This is a genomic window from Pararhodobacter sp., from assembly GCF_034676545.1.
In the GTDB taxonomy this organism is placed as follows: Bacteria; Pseudomonadota; Alphaproteobacteria; order Rhodobacterales; family Rhodobacteraceae; genus Pararhodobacter.
The window spans coordinates 41,914-54,884 of sequence record NZ_JAUCBZ010000004.1 but is presented as its reverse complement, the minus strand read 5'-3'; the positions used below and the strand labels follow the sequence as shown (position 1 = coordinate 54,884).

The 12,971-nt window shown below is 62.0% G+C and carries 17 protein-coding genes and 1 pseudogene; 9 read left to right on the top strand and 9 right to left on the bottom strand.

The genetic code is table 11. From position 1 onward, the window contains the following. Window positions 1-2: 2 nt before the first annotated feature. From VDQ28_RS00640 to VDQ28_RS00625, 4 genes are all read right to left on the bottom strand, one after another. Complete coding sequence (locus tag VDQ28_RS00640) at window positions 3-1,361, bottom strand: IS1182 family transposase (protein ID WP_323034184.1); 1,359 nt, start codon at window positions 1,359-1,361, stop codon at window positions 3-5. An 85-nt stretch (window positions 1,362-1,446) separates the two neighbouring features. Beyond that, window positions 1,447-1,782, bottom strand: a complete 336-nt coding sequence (locus VDQ28_RS00635; protein WP_323034183.1) for a J domain-containing protein — start codon at window positions 1,780-1,782, stop codon at window positions 1,447-1,449. Window positions 1,783-1,965: 183 nt separating this feature from the next. Then, a complete protein-coding gene (locus tag VDQ28_RS00630; RefSeq protein ID WP_323034182.1) occupies window positions 1,966-2,685 on the bottom strand; it encodes an HAD family hydrolase in 720 nt (239 codons plus the stop codon). An 81-nt stretch (window positions 2,686-2,766) separates the two neighbouring features. Then, window positions 2,767-3,291 carry a DUF4143 domain-containing protein gene (locus VDQ28_RS00625; protein WP_416349332.1) on the bottom strand — a complete coding sequence of 175 codons (525 nt, stop codon included), beginning with the start codon at window positions 3,289-3,291 and terminating at the stop codon, window positions 2,767-2,769. 104 nt (window positions 3,292-3,395) lie between these two features. Between VDQ28_RS00625 and VDQ28_RS00620 the strand changes: the two are divergent. The 7 genes and pseudogenes from VDQ28_RS00620 to VDQ28_RS00590 form a co-directional block, all read left to right on the top strand. Beyond that, a pseudogene (locus tag VDQ28_RS00620) lies at window positions 3,396-4,106 on the top strand (enoyl-CoA hydratase/isomerase family protein); the annotation flags it as partial. A gap of 22 nt (window positions 4,107-4,128) precedes the next feature. Next, a complete protein-coding gene (locus tag VDQ28_RS00615) occupies window positions 4,129-4,560 on the top strand; it encodes an enoyl-CoA hydratase/isomerase family protein (RefSeq protein WP_323034238.1) in 432 nt (143 codons plus the stop codon). Window positions 4,561-4,667: 107 nt separating this feature from the next. Further along, a complete protein-coding gene (locus tag VDQ28_RS00610; protein ID WP_323034180.1) occupies window positions 4,668-4,802 on the top strand; it encodes a hypothetical protein in 135 nt (44 codons plus the stop codon). A 101-nt stretch (window positions 4,803-4,903) separates the two neighbouring features. Continuing rightward, complete coding sequence (locus tag VDQ28_RS00605) at window positions 4,904-5,557, top strand: DsbA family oxidoreductase (RefSeq protein ID WP_323034179.1); 654 nt, start codon at window positions 4,904-4,906, stop codon at window positions 5,555-5,557. Between the two features lie 116 nt (window positions 5,558-5,673). Further along, the gene (locus VDQ28_RS00600) at window positions 5,674-6,366 is read left to right on the top strand and encodes an MgtC/SapB family protein (protein ID WP_323034178.1); all 693 of its coding nucleotides are present in this window, start codon (window positions 5,674-5,676) and stop codon (window positions 6,364-6,366) included. Between the two features lie 41 nt (window positions 6,367-6,407). Next, on the top strand, window positions 6,408-7,580 hold the full coding sequence (locus VDQ28_RS00595; protein ID WP_323034177.1) for an RtcB family protein: 1,173 nt from the start codon (window positions 6,408-6,410) through the stop codon (window positions 7,578-7,580). 973 nt (window positions 7,581-8,553) lie between these two features. Further along, the gene (locus VDQ28_RS00590; protein ID WP_323034176.1) at window positions 8,554-9,009 is read left to right on the top strand and encodes an REP-associated tyrosine transposase; all 456 of its coding nucleotides are present in this window, start codon (window positions 8,554-8,556) and stop codon (window positions 9,007-9,009) included. A gap of 329 nt (window positions 9,010-9,338) precedes the next feature. Here VDQ28_RS00590 and VDQ28_RS00585 read toward each other — a convergent pair whose 3' ends face one another. From VDQ28_RS00585 to VDQ28_RS00565, 5 genes are all read right to left on the bottom strand, one after another. Then, the gene (locus VDQ28_RS00585; protein WP_323034175.1) at window positions 9,339-9,614 is read right to left on the bottom strand and encodes a type II toxin-antitoxin system RelE/ParE family toxin; all 276 of its coding nucleotides are present in this window, start codon (window positions 9,612-9,614) and stop codon (window positions 9,339-9,341) included. Then, entirely contained in the window at window positions 9,614-9,883 is a 270-nt protein-coding gene (locus tag VDQ28_RS00580; RefSeq protein ID WP_323034174.1) for a CopG family ribbon-helix-helix protein, read from the bottom strand. The genes VDQ28_RS00585 and VDQ28_RS00580 overlap by 1 nt, the downstream gene beginning before the upstream one ends. Window positions 9,884-9,974: 91 nt before the next feature. After that, the gene (locus tag VDQ28_RS00575) at window positions 9,975-10,742 is read right to left on the bottom strand and encodes a sulfite exporter TauE/SafE family protein (protein WP_323034173.1); all 768 of its coding nucleotides are present in this window, start codon (window positions 10,740-10,742) and stop codon (window positions 9,975-9,977) included. Window positions 10,743-10,934: 192 nt separating this feature from the next. Then, the gene (locus tag VDQ28_RS00570) at window positions 10,935-11,216 is read right to left on the bottom strand and encodes a type II toxin-antitoxin system YafQ family toxin (protein ID WP_021250942.1); all 282 of its coding nucleotides are present in this window, start codon (window positions 11,214-11,216) and stop codon (window positions 10,935-10,937) included. Then, window positions 11,203-11,472 (bottom strand): type II toxin-antitoxin system RelB/DinJ family antitoxin, encoded by a 270-nt coding sequence (locus VDQ28_RS00565; RefSeq protein ID WP_323034237.1) that lies wholly within the window; start codon window positions 11,470-11,472, stop codon window positions 11,203-11,205. Before VDQ28_RS00565 ends, VDQ28_RS00570 begins: the two co-directional genes overlap by 14 nt. Before the next feature lie 672 nt (window positions 11,473-12,144). Between VDQ28_RS00565 and VDQ28_RS00560 the strand changes: the two genes are divergently transcribed. Together VDQ28_RS00560 and VDQ28_RS00555 are read left to right on the top strand one after the other, a co-directional pair. Then, a complete protein-coding gene (locus VDQ28_RS00560; RefSeq protein ID WP_323034172.1) occupies window positions 12,145-12,438 on the top strand; it encodes a hypothetical protein in 294 nt (97 codons plus the stop codon). Beyond that, a complete protein-coding gene (locus VDQ28_RS00555; RefSeq protein ID WP_323034171.1) occupies window positions 12,435-12,782 on the top strand; it encodes a type II toxin-antitoxin system RelE/ParE family toxin in 348 nt (115 codons plus the stop codon). The genes VDQ28_RS00560 and VDQ28_RS00555 overlap by 4 nt, the downstream gene beginning before the upstream one ends. Window positions 12,783-12,971: the final 189 nt, after the last annotated feature.

The window sequence follows — 12,971 nt, the reverse complement described above, 5'->3', positions numbered from 1 at the left end:
TCTCACTGCGGACGCAATACGGCCATGCGCTTCAAGTTCCACGCCAGGCACACCAGGGTCCACTCGTTGCGCACGTTGTCGAGTCCGCGCAGCATGAACTGACGAAATCCCATCACCGACTTGATGATGCCGAACACCGGTTCAACGGTCTGTTTCCGCAGCGCGTAGGCTGCGCGGCCCGCCCGGGTCTTGAGCGCGTGCTTCATCTGCGCGACGTGAGTCGCGGGCTGCTCGAGCGGGGTGGGTTCTTCGAAGCGGCTGTGCCAATCCGGATGATGTTGGTCGCGCCCCACCGCGATCAGCGGTTCGATCCCGGCGCTCTGGCAGCACTGCACGTTGCGCTCGCTGAAGAATCCGGTGTCGGCCAGCAGTTGGTCGGGCTGATCGAGCCCTTGGGGCAGCGCCTTGATGCGGGCCACCATCGGTTCGACCTGCTCCTTGTCGTTTCCCGCCTGGGTGAGGTGGGGTGCCATCACCAGCATCGACGCCGTATCGACCGCCGCCTGCGCGTTGTAGCACTGCTCGAAGCCGCCGCCGGCCACCTTCATGATGCGCGAATCTTCATCGGTCAGATTGAGCTGGTCGTTCGCGCGCGCACCCGGCGCAGGCGGAGCAGGCGGCTTGCCGCCGAGCTTCTTGCCGCTGGCTGCCGCCTTGGCCTGGCGCTTGACCATCTTGGCGTCAAACTCGGCCTGTTCGCGCTCGAAGCGCTCCTTGGCGCGCGCCTCGATCTTGGCCTTGGCGGCCGCGATAGCGGCCAGCCGGTCTTCGCGGCGCTTGATCTCCGCGGGCAGATCCACGCCTTCGGGCACATTGCTTCGATCGGCCGCTTCGGCCAACGCGAGTATTTCCTGCACTTCACCCTTGAGTTGAGCTTCGATCTTCTGCGCGTGCCCATAAGAGAGCGCGCTGTGGCGGCTCGCGTTGGCGTGGATCTTGGTGCCGTCCAGGCTCACCGTGCCAAAGCGCGAGAGCTGGTTCTCGCGGGCTACTTGCAGCACCTGCACGAAGACATCGGCGAATTGTTTGCCGAAACGGCGACGAAAAGTCGCCAGCGTATCGTGGTCCGGGTGCTGGTCGCAGGCGATGAAGCGGAAGGCCAGCGAGTCGTAGGTGGCCCGTTCGATCTTGCGGCTCGAGTGCGTCCCCGTCGCATAGCCGTAGATCAGCAGCGACAGCAGCATCGCCGGATGGTAGGCATCGCTGCCGCGGCCCGCATACGCGCGTTCCAGTACCGACAGGTCCAGCCCTTCCACCACATCGACCACGTAGCGCGCCAGGTGCGATTCGGGCAGCCAGTCCTGCACCGAGGGCGGCAACAGGTACTCCGTTTGGCGGTCTATCGGGCGGAAGCGGCTCATGCTCTCAGGTTCCAGGGGCGACGCGGCATTTTACAGGGGGATAGCCCGACAGGCTGCTAGCTCCGCTTCTGCATCGATGGACGTTTCACTCTGGATTTTCGTCGTGACTCAGCCAGAACCATAAATAGTTTTGAAACATAGCCAACCCCCAGTCGAAATTTCCGATATTTGGAAAGTCGATGGTCAGGGCTGACTTGTGACCACAATAATTATTTATCTGATGGTCGTAGGCAATCCGCGAGTCGGGGCGTTTCAGCGTTCGGTAGGCTTCAGCGATATTCTTGAATTTCCGTTCGCCATCCCTGTCCTCCGAGACATCCGGATGAAAGCGCTGCGCCAGGATACGGAAAGCGGCCTTTATCTCTGCTGCTGAGGCACACCGATCAACCTGCAAGGTTGAGTAATGGTCCTGAATTTGCATTGACTGCTCTTTCAAGTTGGCGATTCGCGTCGCTGGATGTCACCCGTCGTGAATGGGCGCAATGGGCATCATCGCCTGAAAACGACTCGTTACCTAGTATTCGTCTGTTCGATACCGCATATAACGCGCGTGGAGTGCAATAAGCGACGGGCTGTGCCGGGGGGAGAGCGGCAAGGCGAATCCCTATTCAGGGCGTCCCGATAGCCGATCACCGCCCAGCAGCTGAACCAGTTCGCCCAGATCGCTCAGCTCCACATGCGGTCTTTCGGCGTGCTCCCAGGCAGCTTGTTCGCGGTTCACCCACGCGGCCTGCATGCCCGCAGCGCGTGCGCCCAGCACGTCCTGCAGTGCATGGTCGCCAACGTGCAGGACCTCGTCCGGTTGCACGCCGGCGGCCTGCGCCGCGGCATGAAAAATGCGGCGATCGGGCTTGGAAACGCCAAATTTGAAAGCCGCCACACTGCCCACAAACAGCGGCGCCAGCACCATGCGCGAGACCTCGGCGTTGCCGTTTGACAGGCTCACCAAGGGATAGCGCGCAGCGAGAAACTCCAGCGCAGGCAGCGCGTCGGGATAAAACGTCACGTTGTGGCGTTCGGCAATGAAGACCTCGAACGCCGGCTCGGCCAGCTGCGGATCATCGCCTGCATTATTCAGCGCAAAGCGTAAGGATTCGCGGCGCAAGGCCGTCATGTCGTGGGCCAGGTCGGGGCGCTGCTGCTCAAGCGCATCGCGCACCGCGCGCAGCGCCTGTGGGCTGGCGTACAGGGTCGCCGTCTGCGGCGCGTTGAGGGCAAGCCAGTCGTAGAGCACGCTTTCGGCACGTGCAATGGTGGGCCAGATCGGCCACAGCGTGTCGTCCAGATCCAGCGAGATGGCCTTGATTCGATTCAGATTCAGCATGAGTGGGATGTTACCGGAAGCTCGGCCTTCGGTATGCGCTTACCTTGCTGGCGCGAAGGATTTGGCGTCACGCACCCTGTTCTACTGCCCCCACAAGCTTGACAGCGGCGCCGCCCAAATACCGTCACCCAGGGGCATCGTCTCCGTGCCATCGTAAAGCAACACACCCATCTTGAACTGGCCACCTGCGAGGCCGGCAAACTTCTTCAAACCACGTAGATCGCTTTCCTTCACGGTGGCCGAGGTCTTTATGTCAACGCCCACCAATTCTCCAACCGTGTTCTCGATGATCACATCCACCTCGAACTTGTCTGCATCCCGGTAGTACATCAGCTGGTAATCGTCGTCCGCCGTGGTCGTATACTTGAGCAACTCCGCAAAAACGAAGGTCTCCAGCACCTTGCCAAAGCGTGCGCGATTCTGCTGCACTTCCTCAGCGCCCAAATCAAGCAATGCGGCCAGCAAGCCGGAATCGATGAACTGCAGTTTCGGTGTCTTGATCACTCGATTCAGCCGGTTACGAGCCCAGACATTGATGCGCTTGAGCAAGTACATCTGCTCGAAAACACCGACATAGCGAGAAGCCGTCTTGCCATCGAGTCCCACCTGAGCCCCGAGAATCACGGAATTTATGTATCGTGAATCCCCAAGGGACTTCAACGCGCGAACAGCTGCAGGTGCCAGTTCGCCCCCCCTTTTCCGAAAAAAAGATGGTGCAATCCCCAAGGAGACTGAGCATGAACGACTGCGTGATCCTGCGCGAAATTCCCACCGCCTGCGGACGGCGCTTTGGCCACGCCACCCTCAACGCACCCCAGCGCCTCAACGCGCTGTCCCTGGACATGATCGACCGCCTGGCGCCGCAACTGGCTGCCTGGGCGGAAGACTCTGAAATCGTCGGCGTACTGCTCGACGGCAGCGGTGACAAGGCCTTTTGCGCCGGCGGCGATGTCGCCGCGCTCTACCGCGCCATCAAGGCCGTGCCCGCCGGACAGGCCGCGCCCGAGATCGCCACCTTTTTCGAACACGAATACCGCCTCGACCACCTCATCCACACCTATCCCAAACCCCTGCTGTGCTGGGGCCAGGGGGTGGTCATGGGCGGCGGCCTGGGGCTGATGGCGGGCGCTTCGCATCGCGTCGTCACCCCCAGCACGCGCATGGCCATGCCCGAGATCACCATCGGCATCTACCCCGATGTCGGCGGCAGCTGGTTTCTGCGCCGCATGCCGGGGCGCGCCGGCCTCTTCCTTGCGCTCACTGGCGCCCCGATCAACGCCGCCGACGCGCGCTTTGCCGGCCTGGCCGACTACCTCATCGACGAGGGCGAACGCGCACGACTGCCTGAACTGATCAGCGCCACCCATTGGCACGCGCCCGACGAGGGTGACAGCGCAGCCAACCACGCCCGCTTGAGCGCCCTCCTCGACCCGCTCAGCACCCCTGCCAGCCAACGCCATCCCCACCTCACGACTGCGCACCCATTTCGACCGCATCGAGGCGCTCATCGGCAACGACAGCCTGGTCAACATCGCCCGCCGCCTGCGCGCCCTCACCGCCGATCAGGACACCTGGCTGGCCACCGCTGGCAACACCTTCGCCCACGGCGCCCCCAGCTCCGCCCGCCTGTCATGGGCGCTGTGGCAGCGCACCCGTCACATGTCGCTGGCTGAAGTGTTCCGGGTGGAATACATGGTCTCGGTCGCCTGCACCAGCAAAGCCGACTTCGCCGAAGGCGTGCGCGCCCTGCTGATCGACAAGGACCGCCAGCCGCGCTGGCGCCATGCCGACATGGGCGAAATCAGCGACGACGAGATCGCCGACCACTTCCGCCCCCGCTTCAGCGGCGCACATCCACTCGCCGATCTGGGCTGAACGATGCTTGCGCACAGGCAGTCGCGGATCAGGTTCAGATACAGCCACTGCCACCGCTTGTCGATTGATACCATCCGCAAATGGCTTGAAGATCACGGAGTGAAACCATGAACACCATGACGATCAACGGCTATCAGGCGATCATCTCATTCGACCCGGACATTCAAATGTTCCGGGGGGAATTCGTCGGGCTCAATCAGTGGGCTGCCGATACGATCAGGCAAGCGGCACAGGCAGGATGACGGGCGGTGATACCCCGGTGGACCAGCCGTTCCAGCCGTTCGTCTGGCAGAAAATTCTTGAGTGCTTTTGAAACTACCGCCCGCATATGGAGAAGTCCGTCATGACCAACTCATCCCAAGCCCTGCGCATCAACATCGTCTCGGACGTGATGTGCCCGTGGTGCATCATCGGCTACCGCCAGCTGGCACAGGCGCTCAAGGCGACCGGCACAGCGCATGAGATCCATTGGCAGCCGTTCGAGCTCAACCGAGACATGCCGCCCGAAGGCCAGAACCTGCGCGCGCATCTGATCGAGAAATACGGCACCACCCCCGAGCAGTCTGAACAAAGCCGCGCGATGATCACCGCGACTGGCGCGGCGCTCGGCTTCGAGATCCACTTTGCTGACGACATGCGCATGCACAACACCTTCAAGGTGCATCAACTGCTGCATTGGGCCGACCAGCAAGGGCGCAAGCACGAGCTCAAGCAGGCATTTTTTGCAGCCCATTTCACCGATCGTCGAAACCTGTCCGACGATGGCGTGCTGGCGGATGTGGCCGCAGAGATCGGCCTGGACCGCAGCGAAGCATTGACGGTGCTCGCGGATCAACGCTTTGCCACCGCCGTGCGCGATGCTGAAGATTTCTGGGTGCAACAAGGCATTCGCGGCGTGCCCGCCATGATCTTCAACCGTCGCCAGCTCGTGACCGGTGCGCAAGGGGTCGAGAACTACACCCGCATCCTTGAACAATTGGCCGAGATGCCGGATTGAGCCAGCGCTGAACGTTCCTGTCAGGTGGCAAGGGTAATTCCGTATTGTCTTAAAAACGACATTTATCGTTTAATTACAACATCCACCAAGCAGGACCCTCATCGAGAACGCGCATCATGACGGCCGACGCTCTGACCATCGTCATTCATCTTGTCTCTGCGCTGGTCGCCGGGGGTGTCATTGGGCTCGAGCGCAGTTTTCACGGCCGCCCCGCCGGCTTCAGAACACACGCGCTGGTCTGCCTCGCGTCCAGTTTGTTGATGCTGGTCACCGTGTATCAAGACAAATGGATTCTTGATATTCCGATGGAGACCATTCGCACCGATCCGACCCGAATGGCGCAGGGCATCATGACCGGCATCGGCTTTCTCGGCGCCGGCGTCATCTTTCGCGAAGGCCTGTCGGTGCGCGGCCTGACCACTGCGGCGTCGATCTGGATCACAGCGGCGATCGGTATTTTGATGGGGGTCGGCTTCTACATGCCGGCCATCCTCGCCACGGTGCTCACCTTGTCCATCCTGTCGGTGTTCCGCTGGATCGAACAAAGGCTGCCCTCGCACTATTACGCCCAACACAGCGTGCGCTTTGAGCGCGACAAGGTCATGCCAAAGCCCGAGTTCGACAGCTTCTTGCTGGGCTACGGCTTTACTGCCAGCAACCTCAGCTACCGCTTCTCCGATGACGAACTGTTCTTCGAATATCGGATGGTGATCCGCACCAACAACCAGGACAACCTTCCCCTGCTCGCCGCCGCCTTGCGCGAACTACCCAACGTGCGCGCCTTTCGCATCTCGCCCACGGGTGACTGAACTGGCAATGCGGAATTGGTAATGGGAAACACGGAGAACTCATGCACACCAGCGGAAAGGCAATCATTGAAACGGAGCAAATCCCGATCAAGCTGTGGCTGAAAGAGGACCAGATGGATGACGGGGCGCTGGAGCAGGCGCGAAACCTGGCAAACCTTCCATTCGCCTTCAAGCACATCGCCATCATGCCAGACACCCACCAAGGCTACGGCATGCCCATCGGCGCCATCCTGGCCACCCAGGGCGCCATCGTGCCCAACGCGGTCGGTGTCGATATCGGCTGCGGCATGTGCTCCTTGCGCACCAACCTGACCGAGGTCGAAACCGCGGACCTGAAGGCCATCATGGGCATCATCCGCGACACCGTTCCGGTGGGCTTCAATCACCACCAAACGCCTCAGGACGAAGCGTGGATGCCCGAGCGCAAGGGGGATCTGCCCATCGTCGAGCAAGAATACGAAAGCGCCCTGTATCAGATCGGCACCTTGGGTGGCGGCAACCATTTCATCGAAATACAAAAAGGATCCGACGGCTACATCTGGATCATGATCCACTCCGGCTCGCGCAATGTCGGTTTCACCGTGGCCAATCATTACGACGACATCGCCAAGCAGCTGAACACGGCCGCCGGCGAAGATGTGTCGCAGGACCTGGCCTACATCCCGGAATCCTCGGAACATTTCGAGCTGTACTGGAATGAAATGAACTACTGCCTCGAATTTGCCCTGGCCAACAGAAAGCTGATGATGGAGCGGGCAAAGTCAGCATTCAGACATGTGCTGCCCGAGGTCGAATTCGCCGATTTCATCAACAAGCCGCACAACTTTGCCGCCGTGGAAGAGCATTTCGGCGAGACCGTCATCGTGCACCGAAAAGGCGCGACCCGCGCCCGCAAAGGCGAATGGGGCATGATCCCCGGCTCTCAAGGCACGCGCTCCTTTCTCGTAAAGGGTAAAGGCGAGGCACAGTCCTTCGAATCGTGTGCCCATGGCGCCGGAAGAATCATGAGCCGGGCAAAGGCCCGCAAGACACTTGACCTGAAAGCAGAGATCAAGGCCCTCAAGGAGCTCGGCGTACTGCACGCCATCCGCCACCGCACCGACCTGGACGAGGCGCCGGGGTCCTACAAGGACATCGATGAAGTGATGAGAAACCAGGTCAACCTGGTCGATGTGCAAATCGAACTGCAACCCCTGGCGGTCATCAAGGGGTAATAAACACCATCAACTCCATCAGCACGACGCAAGTCGCGAGCTTTTCCAGAAACCCACCGCGCTTGATCCCGGCTGTAGGAGCGGCGCAAGCCGCGAGCTTTTCCACTCGCCCCCGCAGCACCCTCGCCTCCCGACCGCCGCAAAACCCTCGCGACTCGCGTCGCTCCTACAAAAACCGCCGCGCATATGGGAGCCGCCACGCCAACGGCCACCCACCGCGCCAACGCATGCCCACCGCGCACGATCCCGGCTGTAGGAGCGGCGCAAGCCGCGAGCTTTTCCGGAAACCCACCGCGCTTGATCCCGGCTGTAGGAGCGGCGCAAGCCGCGAGCTTTTCCACTCGCCCCCGCAGCACCCTCGCCTCCCGACCGCCGCAAAACCCTCGCGACTCGCGTCGCTCCTACAAAAACCGCCGCGCATATGGGAGCCGCCACGCCAACGGCCACCCACCGCGCCAACGAATACCCACCGCGCTTGATCCCGGCTGTAGGAGCGGCGCAAGCCGCGAGCTTTTCCGGAAACCCACCGCGCTTGATCCCGGCTGTAGGAGCGGCGCAAGCCGCGAGCTTTTCCACTCGCCCCGCAGCACCCTCGCCGCCCGACCGCCGCAAAACCCTCGCGACTCGCGTCGCTCCTACAAAAACCGCCGCGCATATGGGAGCCGCCACGCCAACGGCCACCCACCGCGCCAACGCATGCCCACCGCGCTCGATCCCGGCTGTAGGAGCGGCGCAAGCCGCGAGCTTTTCCGGAAACCCACCGCGCACGATCCCGGCTGTAGGAGCGGCGCAAGCCGCGAGCTTTTCCACTCGCCCCCGCAGCACCCTCGCCGCCCGACCGCCGCAAAACCCTCGCGACTCGCGTCGCTCCTACAAAAACGGGCTTGTATACGCAAACCACCCCGCCCACCCTGCTCCCCCTCTCACCGCGCGTCGATGCCATGTCAAACGCATTTGGCGGTAAGCTCTATGCATGCCTCCGAACGCCATCGACCTCCGCTGTGGCCGGGTTTCCGAGATCGGCCGGATCTATCTGATCACCACCGTCACCCTCGACCGCGTGCGGCTCTTCGAGGATCTGATCCTGGCACGCACCACCATTGCCCACCTGCGCCATGCCGATGCACACGGGCACTCAAAAACGCTCGCATGGGTGCTCATGCCAGACCACCTTCACTGGCTCGTGCAACTCGCAGCCGGTGATCTGTCCAGGCTCGTTGCCGGCTTCAAGGCGGGATCGGCGGCGTCGATCAACCGCATCCTGCAAACGCCCGGTCAGCGCCGCTGGCAAACGGGCTTCCACGACCATGCGCTTCGCACAGAAGAAGACCTGCCAGCCATCGCACGCTATGTCATCGCCAACCCGCTGCGCGCACGCCTCGTCACGAGCGTGCGCGCATACCCGCATTGGGACGCCGTCTGGCTGTAGGAGCGACGCAAGTCGCGAGCCTTTCACAGCGGCCGGGATGCAATGGCGCGGCGCAACGACTGGAAACCCTCGCGGCTTGCGCCGCTCCCACAGCCAGATCCAAGCGCGGGGGGTTTCCGTTGCCGTGGTCGGCTTCCGTTGCCGCGGTCGGTTTCCGTTGCCGCGGTCGGCTTCCGTTGCCGCGGTCGGCTTCCGTTGCCGCGGTGGTCCCCCTTATGCGCGCCGGTTTTCTGTAGGAGCGACGCAAGTCGCGAGCCTTTTACGGAGATCGGGCGACAATGGCGCTACGAAGCGGCCGTAAACCCTCGCGACTTGCGTCGCTCCTACATTCAGCGGTCCTCGCGGGTGTGCCACAACCGCAGCAAGTAAAGCGTCAACGCCTGAATCTCGTACCGCATCTCGTACTGCCCGACGAGCAGCCGCCTTACCTCACGTGGCTCAAACTCAAAGAGCTGCTCACCAATGCGCAAATTGGTGAGCAGGATGCTCGGTGCCTTGGTCAGCATCTGCACCGTCCGTGCGGCGGCCTGCTTGTTCGCCAAGGCCAAAAATTCGTGCAGGCGCGCCAGGTCAGAAAGCGCCTTGTTGGTCCACTTCAGCTCCATCAGCGCGGCACTGGCAGCGGCTCATCGGTGCTCAGACTATCGGCCCACGCCTGCACGGCCTGGTGGTCGATGACCCGGCCAGCGTCAACGTCTCCAAGCGCCTCGCGAGTCAGCCGCTCACGCTCCTCTTCCTGATCGAGCCAGGCCGATAGCGCCTGCTTCATGATCCAGCCGCGTGAACGCTCCAGCCGCTCGGCCATCAAGTCCACCTTCTCGGCCAGCGGAAGCGGTATGTGCGCGGTCAGTACCCTGGTCCCAGCCTGTGCCATGTTGTATCTCCTCTAACAAAGCCCGATTCTTTTCTAATCATAGTGATTCACCTTGAATCAGCAAAGCTTCGTTCGCAACCCGCCACTGCCCTCAGCGCAAAAAGAACAAAACCGTCATCACCAGCCCGGTCAGCACAATGCCCGCGCGCATCATCGGCGCCGGTATGCGCCGTGCCAGGCGCGCGCCGAAGTAGCCGCCCGCGGTCGCGGCGACCATCATCACCAGCGCCTGCGGCCACGCCACCACCCCGCCCCAGGCATAGATCGCCACCGCAATCGCGGTCAGCAAGGCCGACACCACGTTCTTCATGCCGTTCATGGCGTTCAGCTTGGTCTGGCCCAGCAAGCCGAACAAGGCCAGCAACAAGATCCCCAGCCCACCGTTGAAGTAACCGCCATAAATCGACACCGCCAGCATGCCCGCTGCCGACTTGCCCGCCGACGCCCCCGCGCCGGCACCGCTACCGCTGCCCTTCAACCGGCGCAGCAACATCGGCCCCACCGCAAACAACACCGTCGCCAGCAACAACAGCCAGGGCACGATCCGGCTGAAGGTCATGTCGTCGGTCACCAGCAGCAGCGCAGCACCGATCGCGCCACCCACCAGGCTCAGCACCGTCAGCGCGCGCAAGGTCAAACCCGGCGGCGCCTCCAGGTCTTCGCGAAACCCCAGCGCGCCCGACACATATCCGGGCAGCAGCGCCACGGTGCCGGTCGCGTTGGCCACCACCGGCGGCATGCCAACGAACACCAGCGCCGGCAAGGTCAAAAAGCTGCCGCCGCCGGCAACCGCGTTCAGCGCGCCCGCAACAAACGCCGCGGCCAGCAAGAGGATGAGGTGAAAGGGGTCGTTCAACATGTGTGGCTCAGAGCGAATGAATCCGTAAAAAATAACAGAAAGATATCGACGGCGCTCAGTGGTGATGCCGATCATCGTCGCCTTCACCGCGCCCACATAGGCTCGACCAAAAACCTCGCGACTTGCGTCGCTCCTACAAAAAGCCACCGTGCGAACGGGAACGGGCCGCGCTGGGTCTGGCTGTGTGCGGGCTCAACCGAAAAGTTCGCTGTGCGAGCCAAGCCGTGCAAGCCTGAGCGTGTCGGTATCCGACTTGCGATAGATCAGCAGCAGGTCGGGCTTGATATGGCATTCACGGTAGCCCGCCCAATCGCCACTCAGGTCATGGTCGCGGCATTTGGCGTCGAGCGGCTGATCGGTCGCAAGCGCCACGAGAACAGCCTTCAAATCGTTATCGAGCGTAGCCCGGTGCCGGCCCTTGGCCTCGCGCTTGTAGTCACGTTTGAACGCTGTGGCGCGGTCAATCGTCCGCACGCAGGTCTGCCATCAGATCATCGACGCTGCTGAACCGCTTGCCCTTCCCGGCCTCGAGGTCGGCAATTGCCTTGCGCGTGGTCGCGTTAGGGGCCTTCACATCGAAGGGCAGCCGGCGCTCATCGGCAATGCGCAGCATCAGCAAGCGGATAGCGTCCGAGATGGACAGACCCATTGCTTCGAGTGCCTCTGCGGCACGCTCCTTGGTGTCGGTGTCAATGCGAGCGCGGACATAGGTATCGGCGGTGCTCATGATGACTTCCCTTTGAGGTTTCAGAGGCTCCATTGTAGTCACAATGTGACTACGCCTCAAGGCCATGTCGCATTGCTGGCTCAACCAAAAAGCTCGCGACTTACGTCGCTCCTACAAAAAGCCACCGTGCGAACGGGAACGGGCCGCGCTGGGTCTGGCTGTGGGCAGGCTCAACCAAAAAGCTCGCGACTGGCGTCGCTCCTACAAAAATCCGCCATGCGAACGGGAACGGGCCGCGCTGGGTCTGGCGGTGTGCTGGTTCGACCGAAAGGCTCGCGACTTGCGTCGCTCCTACAAGGAACCGCCGTGGCTAAAAGCCGCACGGCCCCCACGGAAACCCGCTCCGCCAACGGAAACCGACTGCCCGTGCGGAAACCAACCCCTGCTTGATCTGGCTGTAGGAGCGACGCAAGTCGCGAGCCTTTCCACTCGCTCCGCATCACCATTGCCGCCCAATCGCCGCTCAGGTGTATCGGCCGTGCTCATGGTGACTTCCCTTGAAGGTTTCAGAGATTCCATTTGATCGCTCTCTCTCACAACGCCGTGCAACAGGCTCAGGGCGAACGGTATCTCCTGTTTGGTTGCCGGTTTAATACTTGCGTTGCAAGCTGATTCCACAATTCGGGCTCCCGAGTGCTATATTGCACTACGTTTGTAACACAACAGGCAGGCGACATGAGCGAAGCAACCTTTACCTTTCGGGTCGATGAGGCCCTCAAGAGCGAGTTCTCCACCGCCGCAAAGGCATGCGACCGCAGCAGTGCCCAGCTACTGCGCGACTACATGCGCGAGTTCGTGCGCCAGCAAGAGGAAGCAGCCGCGCATGACGCCTGGTTTCGTCGCCAAGTGCAAATTGGTCTGGATTCGGCCAATGCTGACGACGTGATCCCTGCGGCTGAAGTGGAAGCCGAAGCCGATGCCTGGCGGGCTGCAACGCGGCGGAAGGTGGCCGGCGCTGCTAAATCTTGAGACTAGTATGGACACGGCCGGCACACACTGACCGGAAGGCAATACGCGAGTACATTGCCCAGCACGCCCCGGCCGCTGCGCTGGCTCTTGATGAGTTGTTTTCAGAGAAAGCAAGTCTGCTGCTCAATCATCCCAACTTGGGCCGGGCGGGTCGCGTTGCCTGCACCCGCGAACTGGTAGCGCATCGCAATTACATCTTGGTTTATGACCTGGCCGGCGACGTGGTGCGCGTTCTGCGCGTTCTGCACTCGGCCAGGCAGTGGCCACCTGGAGCGAGCACGAGCGAGATGCTGGCAGAAACCGAAGTCGCCGGCGTGTATCCGTTGCCGACGGAAGAACGGTAAGGGGTGGATGCCTCGCCCGCTAGTGGAGAAGGAAAGGCTCGCGACTTGCGTCGCTCCTACAAAAAACCGTCGCTCCTACAAGAAGCCGCCGTGCGAACGGGAGTTGCCGCGCCAACGGAGAATTGCCGAACCAACGAAAACCGACCACGCCAACACCCCCCACCCCCTGCTCGATCCGGCTGTAGGAGC

Bases quoted from the DNA above. Each gene is read 5' to 3' on its own strand.
- VDQ28_RS00630 (WP_323034182.1), bottom strand. From the start codon at position 2,685: ATGCTGAATCTGAATCGAATCAAGGCCATCTCGCTGGATCTGGACGAC.
- VDQ28_RS00560 (WP_323034172.1), top strand. From the start codon at position 12,145: ATGAGCGAAGCAACCTTTACCTTTCGGGTCGATGAGGCCCTCAAGAGC.
- VDQ28_RS00590 (WP_323034176.1), top strand. From the start codon at position 8,554: ATGCCTCCGAACGCCATCGACCTCCGCTGTGGCCGGGTTTCCGAGATC.
- VDQ28_RS00600 (WP_323034178.1), top strand. From the start codon at position 5,674: ATGACGGCCGACGCTCTGACCATCGTCATTCATCTTGTCTCTGCGCTG.
- VDQ28_RS00640 (WP_323034184.1), bottom strand. From the start codon at position 1,361: ATGAGCCGCTTCCGCCCGATAGACCGCCAAACGGAGTACCTGTTGCCG.
- VDQ28_RS00580 (WP_323034174.1), bottom strand. From the start codon at position 9,883: ATGGCACAGGCTGGGACCAGGGTACTGACCGCGCACATACCGCTTCCG.
- VDQ28_RS00610 (WP_323034180.1), top strand. From the start codon at position 4,668: ATGAACACCATGACGATCAACGGCTATCAGGCGATCATCTCATTCGAC.
- VDQ28_RS00605 (WP_323034179.1), top strand. From the start codon at position 4,904: ATGACCAACTCATCCCAAGCCCTGCGCATCAACATCGTCTCGGACGTG.
- VDQ28_RS00635 (WP_323034183.1), bottom strand. From the start codon at position 1,782: ATGCAAATTCAGGACCATTACTCAACCTTGCAGGTTGATCGGTGTGCC.
- VDQ28_RS00595 (WP_323034177.1), top strand. From the start codon at position 6,408: ATGCACACCAGCGGAAAGGCAATCATTGAAACGGAGCAAATCCCGATC.
- VDQ28_RS00585 (WP_323034175.1), bottom strand. From the start codon at position 9,614: ATGGAGCTGAAGTGGACCAACAAGGCGCTTTCTGACCTGGCGCGCCTG.
- VDQ28_RS00575 (WP_323034173.1), bottom strand. From the start codon at position 10,742: ATGTTGAACGACCCCTTTCACCTCATCCTCTTGCTGGCCGCGGCGTTT.